Origin of the sequence: Pseudomonas sp. S4_EA_1b, from assembly GCF_016307435.1 — a bacterium.
In the GTDB taxonomy this organism is placed as follows: Bacteria; Pseudomonadota; Gammaproteobacteria; order Pseudomonadales; family Pseudomonadaceae; genus Aquipseudomonas; species Aquipseudomonas rhodesiae.
This window is the reverse complement of the sequence record NZ_JAEILC010000105.1, coordinates 18194-34094: the sequence shown is the minus strand read 5'-3', so window position 1 is coordinate 34094 and position 15901 is coordinate 18194. Positions and strand designations below refer to the sequence as shown.

Annotated in this window: 11 protein-coding genes; 8 read left to right on the top strand and 3 right to left on the bottom strand. The window is 60.8% G+C overall.

The genetic code is table 11. The annotated features are described in order from the left end of the window. Positions 1–44 precede the first annotated feature (44 nt). The 4 genes from katB to YA0848_RS28135 are packed head-to-tail and all read left to right on the top strand — an operon-like array spanning position 45 to position 4331. Positions 45–1586: a catalase KatB gene (katB, locus tag YA0848_RS28150; RefSeq protein WP_169903487.1), complete on the top strand. Its 1542-nt coding sequence runs from the start codon at positions 45–47 to the stop codon at positions 1584–1586. A 57-nt stretch (positions 1587–1643) separates the two neighbouring features. After that, positions 1644–2183, top strand: a complete 540-nt coding sequence (locus YA0848_RS28145) for an ankyrin repeat domain-containing protein (RefSeq protein WP_169903486.1) — start codon at positions 1644–1646, stop codon at positions 2181–2183. Positions 2184–2218: 35 nt separating this feature from the next. Beyond that, positions 2219–3586, top strand: a complete 1368-nt coding sequence (radA, locus tag YA0848_RS28140; protein ID WP_017528869.1) for a DNA repair protein RadA — start codon at positions 2219–2221, stop codon at positions 3584–3586. A gap of 16 nt (positions 3587–3602) precedes the next feature. Continuing rightward, entirely contained in the window at positions 3603–4331 is a 729-nt protein-coding gene (locus YA0848_RS28135; RefSeq protein ID WP_169903485.1) for a hypothetical protein, read from the top strand. A 2-nt stretch (positions 4332–4333) separates the two neighbouring features. Here the strand turns inward: YA0848_RS28135 and YA0848_RS28130 are convergent, their stop codons facing one another. Next, positions 4334–4702 (bottom strand): PilZ domain-containing protein, encoded by a 369-nt coding sequence (locus tag YA0848_RS28130; protein ID WP_040265486.1) that lies wholly within the window; start codon positions 4700–4702, stop codon positions 4334–4336. Between the two features lie 174 nt (positions 4703–4876). Between YA0848_RS28130 and YA0848_RS28125 the strand changes: the two genes are divergently transcribed. From YA0848_RS28125 to yjiA, 3 genes are all read left to right on the top strand, one after another. Beyond that, a complete protein-coding gene (locus YA0848_RS28125) occupies positions 4877–6943 on the top strand; it encodes a carbon starvation CstA family protein (RefSeq protein ID WP_034100834.1) in 2067 nt (688 codons plus the stop codon). Between the two features lie 15 nt (positions 6944–6958). After that, positions 6959–7156 (top strand): YbdD/YjiX family protein, encoded by a 198-nt coding sequence (locus YA0848_RS28120; protein ID WP_003194308.1) that lies wholly within the window; start codon positions 6959–6961, stop codon positions 7154–7156. 151 nt (positions 7157–7307) lie between these two features. Then, a complete protein-coding gene (yjiA, locus tag YA0848_RS28115; RefSeq protein WP_034100832.1) occupies positions 7308–8267 on the top strand; it encodes a GTPase in 960 nt (319 codons plus the stop codon). Between the two features lie 113 nt (positions 8268–8380). Here the strand turns inward: yjiA and glyA are convergent, their stop codons facing one another. Further along, a complete protein-coding gene (gene glyA, locus YA0848_RS28110) occupies positions 8381–9634 on the bottom strand; it encodes a serine hydroxymethyltransferase (RefSeq protein WP_034100831.1) in 1254 nt (417 codons plus the stop codon). A 209-nt stretch (positions 9635–9843) separates the two neighbouring features. After that, complete coding sequence (locus YA0848_RS28105) at positions 9844–13695, bottom strand: bifunctional diguanylate cyclase/phosphodiesterase (RefSeq protein WP_034100829.1); 3852 nt, start codon at positions 13693–13695, stop codon at positions 9844–9846. A gap of 285 nt (positions 13696–13980) precedes the next feature. Here YA0848_RS28105 and ettA point away from each other — a divergent pair, with 285 nt between their 5' ends. Continuing rightward, the gene (ettA, locus tag YA0848_RS28100; RefSeq protein ID WP_034100827.1) at positions 13981–15645 is read left to right on the top strand and encodes an energy-dependent translational throttle protein EttA; all 1665 of its coding nucleotides are present in this window, start codon (positions 13981–13983) and stop codon (positions 15643–15645) included. The last annotated feature ends 256 nt before the right edge of the window (positions 15646–15901 follow it).

Sequence of the window (15901 nt, the reverse complement as noted above, 5' to 3'; positions counted from 1 at the left end):
CAAGCACAACTGAATGTGCATCAAAAAAACCAGAGGACACCTTGATGAACAACTCACTCAGCCGCGGCCCGGCTTTGACGCGACACGCGTTGATCCTGGCCACCGCCAGCCTGCTTTCCCTGTCTGTACACGCCGCCACCCTCACGCGTGACAACGGTGCCGCCGTTGGCGACAACCAGAACTCCCAGACCGCCGGCGCCACCGGCCCGGTGCTGTTACAAGACGTGCAACTGATTCAGAAACTGCAACGCTTCGACCGCGAACGCATCCCCGAGCGCGTGGTGCACGCGCGCGGCACCGGTGCCCACGGCACCTTCACCGTCACCGATGGTCTCAGCGATCTGACCAAGGCCAAAGTATTTGCTCCCGGCGAAACAACCCCGGTGTTCGTGCGCTTCTCCGCCGTGGTGCATGGCAACCATTCCCCGGAAACCCTGCGTGATCCGCGCGGCTTCGCCACCAAGTTCTACACGGCCGACGGCAACTGGGACCTGGTCGGGAATAACTTCCCGACGTTCTTTATCCGCGACGCCATCAAGTTCCCAGATATGGTGCACGCATTCAAACCCGACCCGCGCACTAACCTGGACGACGACTCCCGCCGTTTCGACTTCTTCTCCCATGTTCCCGAAGCAACCCGCACCCTCACCGAGTTGTACTCGGACTACGGCACGCCTGACAGTTACCGGGAGATGGACGGTAATGGCGTACATGCTTACAAGTTGATTAACGCCAAAGGGGAAGTGCACTACGTCAAGTTCCATTGGAAGAGCCTGCAAGGCATCAAGAACTTGGATCCGAAACAAGTGGTCGATGTGCAAGGGCGTGATTACAGCCACATGACTAACGACTTGGTCACCCATATCAACAAGGGCGACTTCCCTAAGTGGGACTTGTATGTGCAGGTGCTCAAACCGGAAGACTTGGCCAAGTTCGACTTCGATCCACTGGACGCTACTAAGATCTGGCCGAATGTGCCCGAGCGCAAAGTGGGGCAGATGGTACTGAACCGCAATCCGGCTAACGTATTCCAGGAGACCGAACAAGTCGCCATGGCGCCGGCCAATCTGGTGCCGGGCATCGAGCCGTCTGAAGACCGTCTGCTGCAAGGTCGGGTGTTCTCCTACGCCGATACCCAGATGTACCGCCTGGGCGCCAATGCCCTGCAACTGCCGATCAACGCCCCACGCGTGACCGTCAACAACGGCAACCAGGACGGCGCGATGAACAGCGGTAAAACCAGCAGCGGCGTGAACTATCAGCCAAGCCGCCTGGAGCCGCGGGAAGAGCCACAAGCCGCGCGCTACAGCCAGTTGCCGCTGACCGGCAGCACCCAGCAGGCGAAGATCCAGCGTGAGCAGAACTTCAAGCAGGCCGGTGATCTGTACCGTTCGTACAGCCAGAAAGAGCGTCAGAACCTAATCGAAAACTTCGGTGGTTCCCTGGCTACAACGGACGACGTGAGCAAGCACATCATCCTGTCCTTCCTTTACAAGGCTGATCCGGAATACGGCACCGGTGTGGCCAAGGTCGCCAAGGGTGACCTGGCCCGCGTGAAGGCGTCGGCCGACAAACTGACCGACTGATCCGTTGGTTCCGATCGGCGCCGGCCAGCGGCGCCGATCCCTGGCAGGAGAAAACCCATGCGTTTAACTATCGGTTTGCTGATCGCCCTGCTGGCGTTCACCGCCCAGGCTGAATCCCCCGATCCCGCCGCGCTCAAAGCGCAGTTGCAGGACTATTACTTCGACGCCGCCCGCCGTGGCGACCTCGATATGCTCAATACCTTGATCGAGTCCGGCTACAGCCTCAATACCCAGGACGACAAGGGCTACACCGCCCTGATCCTGGCCGCCTACCACGGCCAGGCTCCGTTCGTGGATCGTTTGCTCGCCGCCGGTGCCGATGCCTGTGTGCAGGACAAACGCGGCAATACCGCGCTGATGGGCGCAATCTTCAAGGGTGAGCTGAAAATCGCCCAGCGCTTGCTGGCCACCGACTGCAACCCCGACCAGCGCAACGGCGCCGGGCAGACCGCCGCCATGTACGCCGGGCTGTTCAAGCGCGTCGAACTGCTGGATGAACTGAAGGCCAAGGGCGCCGACCTCAACGCCGAAGACCCGGTGGGCAATAGCGCCTCGCGATTGGCCAGTGGTGAAATCCGGACCCCAGCGTCGCGCTGAGCTATCATCGCGGTTTTTCGGTTGGAGGTTCTCGAATGGCAAAGGCCAAGCGCATGTACGGCTGCACGGAGTGCGGCGCGACCTTTCCCAAGTGGGCCGGCCAGTGCGGCGAATGCGGGGCGTGGAACACCCTGACGGAAACCATGATCGAGAGCGGCGGGGCGGCGGCGCCTACCGGTCGCGCCGGCTGGACCGGGCAACAGGCGCAGATCAAAACCCTGGCTGAAGTCAGCGTCGAAGAAATCCCGCGTTTTTCCACGGCATCCGGCGAACTTGACCGGGTGCTGGGCGGCGGCTTGGTGGATGGCTCAGTGGTGCTGATCGGCGGCGACCCAGGCATCGGCAAGTCGACCATCCTGTTGCAGACCTTGTGCAGCATCGCCAGCCGCATGCCGGCGCTGTACGTCACCGGTGAAGAATCCCAGCAACAAGTGGCCATGCGCGCCCGTCGTCTGGGCCTGCCCCAGGACCAGTTGCGGGTGATGACCGAGACCTGCATCGAAAGCATCATCGCCACGGCGCGGATCGAAAAGCCGAAAGTCATGGTGATCGACTCGATCCAGACGATTTTCACCGAGCAATTGCAGTCGGCGCCGGGCGGCGTGTCCCAGGTGCGTGAGAGCGCGGCGCTGCTGGTGCGTTATGCCAAGCAGAGCGGCACGGCGATTTTCCTGGTCGGCCATGTGACCAAAGAAGGCGCCTTGGCCGGGCCTCGGGTGCTGGAACATATGGTCGACACGGTTTTGTATTTCGAGGGCGAGTCCGACGGCCGTCTGCGCTTGTTGCGGGCAGTGAAAAACCGCTTCGGCGCGGTCAACGAGCTGGGCGTATTCGCCATGACCGACCGTGGGTTGAAAGAAGTCTCCAACCCTTCGGCGATTTTCCTGACTCGCGCCCAAGAAGAAGTCCCCGGTAGCGTGGTAATGGCAACGTGGGAAGGCACCCGGCCAATGTTGGTGGAAGTGCAGGCGCTGGTGGATGACAGCCACTTGGCCAACCCGCGCCGCGTCACCCTTGGTTTGGATCAGAACCGTCTGGCGATGCTGCTCGCGGTGCTGCACCGCCATGGCGGCATTCCGACCCACGATCAAGACGTGTTCCTTAACGTGGTCGGCGGGGTCAAGGTGCTGGAAACCGCGTCGGACCTGGCGTTGATGGCGGCGGTGATGTCCAGCCTGCGCAATCGGCCATTGCCCCACGACCTGTTGGTATTTGGTGAGGTCGGCCTGTCCGGCGAAGTGCGCCCGGTGCCGAGCGGTCAGGAACGTCTCAAGGAAGCCGCCAAGCACGGCTTCAAGCGCGCGATCGTGCCCAAGGGCAACGCGCCGAAGGAAGCGCCGGCGGGGTTGCAGATCATTGCGGTGACGCGACTGGAGCAGGCGCTGGATGCACTTTTCGAATAAATCAGGACGGGCCGCTATGCAACGATCCAAGCACTGGGGCATTGCCGCCCTATTTGTCACCCTGACCGCCGCCTCCGCCATGACCTGGGCGGCGGCGCCGCCGGCGGGCTATCGCCTGGCGCAAACCCTGGCAACCGAGCAGGGCAGCCAGTTGCAGATCCTGGAAGACCAGCGCATCAGCGCGCAGATGCACAAGGACAGCTGGGGCAGCGGGCTGGATGAGGACTCGTTCGACGAGCCCGGCGATCTGGTCGACAACCCGTTGCTTGAGGCTCAAGTGCGCCTGGTGTCGGCTGCCGATCAGGTGATCGCGCAACAGGACCTCGGCTACCCACTGGCCGAGGTCAGCGAGGCCCCGCTCAAGGGGTTGCCCGAACCTGTGTATTTTTTGAGCATCGACATGACTGCGCCAATGGGCACTTACAGCGGCCCAGCCACCCAAATGCTGCTACCGGCCAAGCAGCAACTCACACCGCTGAGCTTCACCGGCGCGGACGGCAAATCCCAGCCGCTGACCCTGGCGCACACGGGAAAGGCTGACTGGCAGGTGGCGACGCCGGACAATGGCGGGCCGGATGAACTGTTGCAGGTATCGTCTTTTATGGACGGCGACGGTGAGGACGATTTCACCACGCGCTACCAGACGTATCGCTATGTCGACGGGCAATGGCAAGTCGCGTCGAGTCAGAAAAAGGGCTACTGGGACATGGAGGACGAGTTTCCCAGCCGCGAAGCGTTTCCCTGAGCCTATACCTCCAATAACGCGCCCAACTCTCGCTCAAGTTCCGCTTGATCGCCGAGGTTCAACTCGATCAGCCGCCGCAAGTGGCTGATCGAATCCAGGTCGATTTCCCTGCACACAAAGCCCAGTTGGCCGTGATCGTCGTGGGTCAGCTTGACCTGCATTTTGATATGCGCCTTCGGGTCCAGACGGATATCGACGTCGAATGGCAGGGCTTTATTGCCCTTCCAGGACTCCGGCCGTTTTACCGCCAGGCCCTTTAGCGACAAGTCCACCAACTTTACCGGCCATTCCTCGCCGTTTTGTCGAAGTTCAGTTTTCGCATCCAGGGCGATGCGGCGGAAACAGCGGCGGTCGGACGGGTGATTGGTCATGGTGAAACCCTCTGGAGATGGATGGAGTGTAGCCCTGCGCCATCATTGGGCGGTTTTTTCTGCTTTTTTCCGCGTTGCAAGGCTCTAGACCAATGGAGGGGGGTGGCCTTTGAGGCCAACAGCGCTAAACTCCGGGTGGTTGTCCTTTCTGTCCACCCTGGCTGGAATATAAAAATGAAAAATAATAATAGCCTGCTACGCCACTTACCCTGGCTGGTGCTGGCAATCGTAGGAGCGTGCGCCCTGGGCGTAGTGGCCTTGCGCCGCGGCGAGGCGATCAACGCCTTGTGGATTGTGGTGGCCGCAGTGGCCATTTACCTGGTTGCTTACCGGTACTACAGCCTGTTCATCGCTAACAATGTGATGCAGCTTGACCCACGGCGGGCCACCCCCGCAGTGCTCAATAACGACGGTCTGGACTATGTGCCGACCAACAAACACATCCTGTTCGGTCACCACTTTGCGGCAATTGCCGGCGCAGGCCCGCTGGTCGGCCCAGTACTGGCAGCGCAAATGGGTTACCTGCCCGGCACGCTGTGGCTGATTGCCGGTGTAGTGCTGGCCGGTGCGGTACAGGACTTTATGGTGCTGTTCCTGTCCACCCGTCGCAATGGCCGTTCCCTGGGGGATATGGTGCGCGAAGAGATGGGGCGCATTCCGGGGACCATCGCGCTGTTTGGCTGCTTCCTGATCATGATCATCATCCTCGCGGTGCTGGCACTGATCGTGGTCAAGGCCCTGGCCGAGAGCCCATGGGGCATCTTCACCGTGATGGCGACCATCCCGATCGCGATGTTCATGGGCATCTACATGCGCTACATCCGCCCAGGCCGTATCGGTGAAATCTCCATCATCGGCGTGCTGTTGCTGCTCGGTTCGATCTGGCTGGGCGGGCAGATTGCCGCCGATCCGGTTTGGGCCAAGGCGTTCAGCTTTACCGGCGTGCAGATCACCTGGATGCTGATCGGCTACGGCTTCGTAGCGGCGGTACTGCCGGTGTGGCTGATCCTGGCCCCACGGGACTACCTGTCCACCTTCCTCAAGATCGGCACCATCATTGCCCTGGCAATCGGCATCCTGGTCACCATGCCCGAGCTGAAAATGCCGGCGTTGACCCAGTTTATCGATGGCACCGGCCCGGTGTGGAAAGGCGGGCTGTTCCCGTTCCTGTTCATCACCATCGCTTGCGGTGCGGTCTCGGGTTTCCACGCGCTGATCTCCTCGGGCACCACGCCCAAGCTGCTGGATAATGAGACCAACGCCCGCTACATCGGTTACGGCGGCATGTTGATGGAGTCGTTCGTGGCCATTATGGCGATGGTGGCGGCCTCGGTGATTGAGCCGGGTGTGTACTTCGCCATGAACAGCCCGGCCGCCGTAGTTGGCGGGGATGTGATGGCTGTGGCGCAGACCGTCAGCAGTTGGGGTTTTGCTATCACCCCGGAAGCGCTGCAGGCGGTGGCCCATGACATCGGCGAAACCACCATCCTGGCCCGTGCCGGCGGTGCGCCGACCCTGGCGGTGGGGATCGCGCAGATCCTGCACAGTGTGCTGCCGGGTGAAAACACCATGGCGTTCTGGTACCACTTTGCGATTCTGTTCGAAGCCTTGTTCATCCTCACCGCTGTCGACGCCGGTACCCGTGCCGGTCGCTTCATGCTGCAGGATCTGCTGGGTTCGTTCGTGCCGGCGCTCAAGCGTACCGAGTCGTGGACTGCCAACCTGATCGCGACCGCCGGTTGCGTAGCGATGTGGGGTTACCTGCTGTATCAAGGGGTGATCGACCCACTGGGCGGCATCAACACCTTGTGGCCGCTGTTCGGTATCTCCAACCAGATGCTGGCGGGTATCGCGCTGATGCTGGCCACCGTGGTGCTGATCAAAATGAAACGCCAGCGCTACATCTGGGTGACCATGCTGCCGGCGGTCTGGCTGCTGATCTGCACCACCACCGCAGGCTTCATCAAGCTGTTCGACGCCAACCCGGCAATCGGCTTCCTGTCCCTGGCCAAGAAGTACAGCGATGCCCTGGCCGGTGGCCAGATCCTCGCGCCGGCCAAGAGCATCGACCAGATGCAGCATGTGATCTGGAATGCCTACACCAACGCGACGCTGACGGCGCTGTTTCTGTTCGTGGTGTTCAGCATCCTGTTCTATGCGCTCAAGGTCGGCGTCGCCGCCTGGGGCAACAAAGAACGCACGGATAAAGAAGCCCCGTTCCAGGCCATACCGGACGCATGATCGAGGATTGCAGCCATGTTCAATGACATCAGTCGCCTGGGTAAATACCTCGGTCAGGCCGCACGCCTGATGGTCGGCATGCCCGACTACGACACCTACGTCGAGCATATGCAAACCAAGCACCCGGATAAACCAGTGATGGACTACAAGGCGTTCTTCCGCGAACGCCAGGAAGCCCGTTACGGTGGCAAGGGTGGGCCCAAGTGCTGTTGACCGGGTAATCCGGCTGACAGTGTTCCTTGTGGGAGGGGGCTTGCTCCCGACAGCAGTGTGTCAGGCACTTATCTGCCACTGACACGCCGCTATCGGGGGCAAGCCCCCTCCCACATTGTTTTGTGTTTCTTCAGCTATAAGGAGAATTGTTGTGTCCTCTCCCATTCCCGTTACCGTTCTCAGCGGCTTCCTTGGCGCCGGTAAAACCACCTTGCTGCGCCACCTGCTCAAAGCCGAACACGGCCTGAAAATCGCCGTGATCGAAAACGAATTCAGTGACGCCGGTATCGACACCCAGCTGTTGGGTGAGGAGCCGGTGCAAGTCATGACGCTGTCCAACGGCTGCGTGTGCTGCACCATCCACACGGACCTGACCAAAGCCCTGTACCTGCTGCTTGAACGCCTGGACAGTGGCGAAATCGCCTTCGACCGCCTGGTGATCGAATGCACCGGCCTGGCCGACCCCGCTCCCGTGGCCCAGACTTTTTTCATCGACGAGGAATTGCGCGAGCGCTACATCCTCGACGGCATCATCACTCTGGTGGACGCAGCCCACGCCGAGCACCACCTGACCCAGACCATCGCCCAGGCGCAGATTGGCTTTGCCGACCGCCTGCTGGTGAGCAAGCGTGATTTGGTGGATGACGCCACATTCGACGCCCTCAGCGAACGCCTGACCCGCATCAACCGTCGCGCGCCGATTCGTGTGGTCGACCATGGGCAGATCGATCTGGGCGAATTGCTCGACGTGCGCGGTTTCAATCTCAACGCCGGCATGAGCCTGCGCCCGGTGAGCGCCGCGCCTTCCGTGGACCGTATCTCCAGCCTGGTGCTGCGCACCGACCAACCGCTGGATATCGACCGCCTCAGCGAGTTTATGAACGAACTGTTGGAAGACCACGGCAAACAATTGCTGCGCTACAAAGGCGTGCTGAACATTGCCGGGGAAGATCGGCGCATGGTGTTTCAGGGCGTGCTGAAACTCTACGGCTTCGACTGGGACACCGAGTGGGCCGAGGGTGAAGCGCGGGAAAGTGTGATTGTGTTTATTGCCGATGAGTTGCCGGAAGACAAAATCCGCGAAGGCTTTGCCAAGGTCTACCAACCCTGAAAACAATGTGGGAGGGGGGCTTGCCCCACCCACAGTTGATCTCATTTCAAGTTGCAGAGCAGGCATAAAAAAGCCCGGCTCAAGAGCCGGGCTTCTTGTTCAAGCTACTGCGATCAAGCGCCGTATACCGGCAGCTTCTTGCAGATCGCCTTGACCTTCTCGCGCACTGCGTCGATCACGGCTTCGTTGTTCAGGTCAGCCAGGATGTCGCAGATCCAGCCGGCCAGTTCCTTGCACTCGGCTTCCTTGAAGCCACGAGTGGTCACCGCCGGGGTGCCGAAGCGCAGGCCGGAAGTGACGAACGGCGAACGTGGGTCGTTCGGTACCGAGTTTTTGTTCACGGTGATGAAGGCTTTGCCCAGGGCAGCGTCCGCATCTTTACCGGAGATGTCCTGTTTGATCAGCGACAGCAGGAACAGGTGGTTCTCAGTACCGCCGGAGACCACGTCAAAGCCGCGCTCGATAAAGACGTTGGCCATGGCCTGGGCGTTTTTCACCACTTGTTGCTGGTAGGTCTTGAACTCAGGCTGCAGTGCTTCCTTGAAGCAGATCGCTTTAGCGGCGATGACATGCTCCAGCGGGCCACCCTGGGCGCCTGGGAACACGGCGGAGTTCAGCTTTTTCTCGATCTCGGCATTGGCGCGCGCCAGGATCAAGCCACCACGCGGACCGCGCAGGGTTTTGTGGGTGGTGGTGGTGACCACGTCAGCGTAAGGCACCGGGTTCGGGTAGACGCCAGCGGCGACCAGACCGGCCACGTGGGCCATGTCCACGAACAGGTACGCGCCCACTTTGTCGGCGATGGCGCGGAAGCGTGGGAAATCCAGGATCTGCGAGTAGGCAGAGAAACCGGCCACGATCATTTTTGGTTTGTGCTCGACTGCCAGGCGCTCGACTTCGTCGTAGTCGATCAGGCCATTGGCATCGATACCGTATTGAACGGCGTTGTACAGCTTGCCGGAGGAGGACACGCTTGCACCGTGGGTCAGGTGACCGCCGTGGGCCAGGCTCATGCCCAGGATGGTGTCGCCGCCTTGCAGCAGGGCCAGGTACACGGCGCTGTTGGCTTGGGAGCCGGCATGTGGCTGGACGTTGGCGTAATCGGCGCCGAACAGCTCCTTGGCGCGGTCGATGGCCAGTTGCTCAACCACGTCGACGTACTCGCAACCACCGTAGTAGCGCTTGCCTGGGTAGCCTTCGGCGTACTTGTTGGTCAGAACCGAACCTTGAGCCTCCATGACCGCGGGGCTGGTGTAGTTTTCCGAAGCGATCAGCTCAATGTGCTCTTCCTGGCGCACGGCTTCTTGCTCCATGGCGGCGAAGAGATCGGCGTCGAACTTGGCAATAGTCAAATCACGGCTGAACATGGCGGTCCTCAAGGATCGGGGGCAGAAAAGGAGGGCATTCTAACCCAATGGGTTTTAGATGGCATATGAAAGGACGTCATGTCGCGGACAAGCGGGATTCACTTCGGGATGGGTGGTGGCTGTGCCGGCCTCATCGGGGGCANNTGTGAATACATTCAAATGTGGGAGGGGGCTTGCCCCCGATGAGGCCAGTGGCCGCGCCACACCCTTCAATCGAACATGAACAGCGCATCATTGCTGAACTGCGCTTCGAACCGATGCGCCGGCATTGGCCGCCCGAACAGGTAGCCCTGTACCTCGTCGCAACCATGCTCGCGCAGGAAGTCCAACTGCTCGTGGGTTTCCACGCCCTCGGCGATCACCGCCAGGTTCAGGCTGTGAGCCATGGCGATAATGGCGCGGGCGATCTGGGCATCCTGCTCGCCGGACGGCAGGCCGTCGACGAAGGTGCGGTCGATCTTCAGGACATCGATGGGGAACTGCTTGAGGTAGTTGAGCGACGAGTAACCAGTGCCGAAGTCGTCCACCGCAATGCTCAGGCCCAGGTTTTTCAGGCTGTCGAGGATGTGCATGGCTTCGTTGACTTCGCGCATCAGGATACTTTCCGTCAGCTCAAGCTCCAGGCATGCCGGCGGCAGGCCAGTGTCCTTCAGAATGGTGGCGATGCGCGTGCCCAGTTGGCCATCGGAAAATTGCCGCGCGGAGATGTTCACCGAGACTTTCGGCACGCGGACTTTGTTCTGGTGCCAGGTCTTGAGCTGGCGACATGCCTCGGCGATAACCCAATCGCCCACGTCTACTACCAGGCCCAACTCTTCCAGCACTGGGATAAAGTCCCCCGGCGGCACCAGCCCGCGACGCGGATGGCGCCAGCGCAGCAGCGCCTCGGCGCCGGTCAGGCGTTTGCCGTCGCCGCTGAATTGCGGCTGGTAATAGAGCACGAATTCGTTCTGGTCGAGGGCGTGGCGCAGGTCGCTTTCCAGTTCCAGGCGCTCCAGAGCGCTGGCGTTCATGTCGGCCTGGTAGAACTGGAAGTTGTTCTTGCCGCGTTCCTTGGCGTGGTACATCGCGGTGTCGGCGTTTTTCATGAGCTGGCTCAGCTCGTTGCCATCCTGCGGGCTCAAGGCGATACCGATACTGGCGGTCACAAAGAACTCGCGGCCCTCCAGCACGAACGGCCTCACCAGGCTCGCCAGGATTTGCTCGGCCACATGAATGGCGCGGTTGAGCGCCATTTCACGGTTGACCCGCGGTTGCAGCAACAGGGTGAACTCGTCGCCGCCCATGCGCGCCACGGTGTCGTCTTCGGCGACGCAACCTAGCAGACGGGTCGCCATTTCCTTGAGCATGCGGTCGCCGGCGGCATGGCCCAGGGAGTCGTTGATCGGTTTGAAACGGTCCAGGTCAAGGAACATCAGCACCACCCACGACTTCTGCCGTTCGGCCGACTGCAACGCGGTGTGCAGGCGGTCCTGGAACAATGTGCGGTTGGGCAGGTGGGTCAGGGCGTCGTAATAGGCCAGGCGGTGGATGCGCTGCTCGCTGGCCTTGCGCTCGCTGATATCGCTGAAAAAACACACGTAGCTGGCCAAATCGCCTTCATCGTCGAACACGGCGGTAATACCCACCCAGGCCGGGTAATGCTCGCCGTTGCGGCGCTTGAGCCACACTTCGCCCTCCCAGGTGCTGTGCTGATGCAATTGCTTGAGCACATAGCGCAGGTGGGCTTCCTGCTGCTCGTCGACGGTGAGCATGTTGGGTAACTGATCCAGCACATCCGCCACTTCATAACCGCTGACCCGGCTGAACGCTTCGTTGGCCTGCACGATATAGCCTGCCGGGTCGGTGATCAGGATCGCCGACGTGGAGTGCTCGAATACCGTGGCCGCCATGCGCAGGTCTTTTTCCGCGCGGCGTTGCTGGCTGATGTCCCGACCGACACCGAGGATGCCCTCGAACGTGCCGTGCTCGTCCCACACCAGCACCACCCGCAATTCGATCGGCACTTTACGACCGTCGGCGCGCAGGCAGTCGAACAGAAACAGTTGGGTCTGCACCTGATCGCGCAGCTTGCTCAGGGCCTCCTGGTCGCCCAGGGCGCGGCTGACCTGTTCCACCAGGCTGTAAATGCCGGCCAGTTGCTGCGGGTTGGCGATGATCGATTGCCAGCCGTTCTTGAACACCCAGTCCACGTCATAGCCCAACACGGCGTTGACCGAGGGGCTGATGTAATTGAGGGCCAAATTGCTGTCGGTGGAGCAGATCACGTCGCTGATGCTCTCGGCCAACATGCGGTAGCGCTGCTCGCTGTCGCGCAGAGATTCGCTGGCTTCGATCTGGTCGGTAATGTCCTTGGCCACCCCGATAATGCGGGTGACTTGAGAGGTTTTGTCCCGGGCCAGGGCCTGTTCACGGATATCGAAACGTCGCCACTGGTTGTTGCGATGGCGAAAGCGCAGTTGGCAGTGCAGTTGCGTGGCATAACCGGTCTGGCGTTGCTGCTGGCGCAAGTCGTGATAATGCTCGGCGTCTTCGGGATGCAGCAGGATTTCCCAGAAGTACTCACCCATTTGCTGCAGTTCGACGCGGTTATAGCCTAGGGTCTGGCCCAAGTGGTGGTTGCTGAAAATCATGCGCTGGCTGATCACGTCCTGTACATACAGGTGGTCCGGCACTGTGCGGACCACGTCCGACCAGAAACTTTCGCGCTCCACCAGGGACAGTTCGATCAGCTTGCGACTGGTGATATCGCTGATACTGAGAATCACCGCCTTGAAATCGTCCTGCTGCTCTGGCAAGCGCATCACCAGCCACAGGTATTGATCGTTGCCGGCCACATCGTTGAGCTGGATTTCCAGCTCTAACTGGTCCTGTTGGGTCAGGACCGCTTCGAGGATCTGGTAACCGATGGAGGTAACGTTGTTCGGGCAATCGCTGATCAAGCGTTCCCAGGCGTCTTCGCACGAACCCACGTTGAGCAGGCGTACCGCGACCTGGTTGACTTCGGTGATGCGCAGCTCATCGAGCAGTTGGCGATAGTCGTCCGGGTTGGCATGCCGCCAGGCGTTCAATTGTTCGCGGCTGCGCAGGTGCGCGCGTTCAAAGAACGTGGTGAGGCCGGATAGGTCAAGCACGCACAGGGCCACGCCGGTGCCTTCGAAAATGTCCTGGTAACGGCGGCGTCCCTCATGCACCTGGCGCTGACGACGGCGCATGTTAAACAGAACGATCACGGGGACCAGCGAGAAGGCCAGGCCCAGGAGGCATTTGCCGATGAACGCCGGTAGCAGTTCCTCAAGCACGGCGCTGCGGTCGAACAGGCCGCGCAGTTGCCAATCGCTTTTGCTCAGAGGCGTGACCAGTACACTTTTGTTCAATTCGTCCGGGGTCAGGGCGCTGGTCCATTGGGCCGGCATGCCGCTGTCACGGCTGATCACGCGGTGGTTGAGGCGGTTCTCGATGGCCCACGCCGGGCGCTGGCCCGGGTTGTCCTGGCGGGTGAGGTTGGTCAGGTACTCCGGTGCCAGCCGCAACGCCCAGTACACCCTGGAACCGCCGCTTGGCTGGTGCAGCAACAGATAGATGAGCGAACCGTCGTCGTTGTTGCTCAGGTAATAGGCTTGGCCGTGGCTGCGCTGTACCAGATCTTCGAGCCAGGCGGCGTCCTGGCTATCGGGCGCGCTGTCGCTGATCATCGCGCCGCTGGGGGCGAGCAGGGCCACGCTGCGTAATTCCGGCAAGGAGCGTTGCAAGGTCAGCATCAGTGCCTGTTGCTGTTCGCGGTCGCGCGGTGCTTCGACCATCGGCAGCAGGTTCAGGGCGATCTTGGCGCTCAGGGCCATGTTCAGGCTGATCTGTTCGGCCAGGTCGGCGCTGTAGTCGATGGTGTATTGCTGCTGGTTTTTCTGGTTTTGCTGCAGTTGATCCAGCAACTGCCAGAACAATAAAGCGAGCAGCAGCAAGACGAGCGTCGCCAGTGCGCCTTTAAGAGGACCGTGCAGGGGCGCTCCCGGCGCTAAATGAGCGGCGCGCAAGGGAGTTGGCGGCGTGACTTTGGACAAGCTGTAATCCTGCGGTTTGGCTGGACTGGCGCGCGACGTGCACTATAAGCCGGACGCCCGGAGGGCGGCTAGCATGCCTTGTGTTGTGGCAAAGTGCCAGTCCCGCCTGGCTGGACTGACCAAGCGCATTCAGGTAGCTTTGCCGGTTACGCGGGGGCGTTCCAGCCCCAGATATTCAGGCTTTTTCCGCTCGCTGGCATTGATGATAGTCAAAGGCTCGCGCGGCGCATGGCCTGGCACGGGCTTCGCCCGCTCAATTCATCAGTCACTGACGCTAGGTTCACCATGGCTCAATACGTCTTCACCATGCATCGGCTGGGCAAAGTTGTCCCTCCGAAGCGGGAAATCCTGAAAAACATTTCGTTGTCCTTCTTCCCCGGCGCCAAGATCGGCGTGCTCGGCCTCAACGGCTCGGGTAAATCCACCCTGTTGAAAATCATGGCTGGCGTCGACACCGAGTTCGAAGGCGAAGCACGCCCGATGCCCGAACTGAACATCGGCTATCTGCCGCAGGAGCCGCAGCTGGACCCGGCCAAGACCGTGCGTGAAGTGGTCGAAGAGGCCGTCAGCGTAATCAAGGACGCCCAGGCGCGCCTGGATGAAGTCTATGCCGCCTATGCCGAGCCGGACGCCGACTTCGACAAACTGGCCGCCGAACAGGCCAAGCTCGAAGCCATCCTGCAGGCCGGCGACGGTCACAACCTGGAGCGTCAGCTGGAAGTCGCCGCCGACGCGCTGCGCCTGCCGGCGTGGGATGCCAAGGTCGAACACCTGTCCGGTGGTGAAAAGCGTCGCGTGGCCTTGTGCCGTCTGCTGCTGTCGGCCCCCGACATGCTGCTGCTCGACGAACCGACCAACCACTTGGACGCCGATTCCGTCGCCTGGTTGGAGCATTTCCTCCACGATTTCCCGGGCACCGTGGTTGCGATTACGCACGACCGGTACTTCCTGGACAACGTGGCGGGTTGGATCCTCGAACTCGACCGTGGCGCCGGCATCCCTTACGAGGGCAACTACTCCGGTTGGCTGGAAGCCAAGTCCGAGCGTCTGGCCGCCGAATCCAAGCAGCAATCGGCTCACGAAAAGGCCATGAAGGAAGAACTGGAATGGGTGCGCAAAGGCGCCAAGGCCCGCCAGTCCAAATCCAAGGCGCGTCTGCAACGCTTTGAAGAGATGCAGTCGCAGGAATTCCAGAAGCGCAGCGAAACCAACGAGATCTACATCCCGGCCGGCCCGCGCCTGGGTGACAAGGTCATCGAATTCAAGAACGTCACTAAAGGCTATGGCGACCGCGTGCTGATCGACAACCTGTCGTTCTCCATGCCAAAAGGCGCGATCGTCGGCGTTATCGGCGGTAACGGTGCGGGTAAATCCACACTGTTCCGCATGCTGATGGGCAAGGAAACCCCGGATTCGGGCAGCATCGAAATCGGCGAAACCGTGCAACTGGCCTGTGTCGACCAGAGCCGTGACGACCTGGACGGCAGCAAGACGGTGTTCCAGCAGATTTCCGACGGTTCCGACCAGATCCGCATCGGCAACTATGAAATCCCGTCGCGCACCTACGTCGGCCGTTTCAACTTCAAGGGCGGCGACCAGCAGAAGTTCGTCAAGGACCTCTCCGGTGGTGAGCGCGGCCGCTTGCACCTGGCCCTGACCCTGAAAGAGGGCGGCAACGTCCTGCTGCTCGACGAACCGTCCAACGACCTCGACGTCGAAACCCTGCGTTCCCTGGAAGAAGCCCTGCTGGACTTCCCAGGCGCCGCCATTGTGATCTCTCACGATCGGTGGTTCCTTGACCGCGTCGCGACCCACATCCTGGCGTACGAAGATGACTCCCAAGCGGTGTTCTTCGAAGGCAACTACACCGAGTACGAAGCCGATCGCAAGAAGCGCCTGGGCGATGCCGCTGCCCAGCCACACCGTGTACGTCACAAAAAACTGGCCTGATCCCGGGCCGGTTAAAAAAACGGTGCCTTCGGGCACCGTTTTTTTTGCACATTCCCCTGACCCACACCGATCAAATGTGGGAGGTGGCTTGACCTCGATAGCAGTTCCCTCGACGGTGCACACCCCTAGCCTGGCAATCCCCTTTAAAGTGCAGAAAACTCCCGTTTCCCCGGTTTATTTACATCCAATGCACCATTTAAATTCACAAAAGCGACATTTTGCCCTGTCGCGGTGCGACATGAATTGTTAAAGTCCG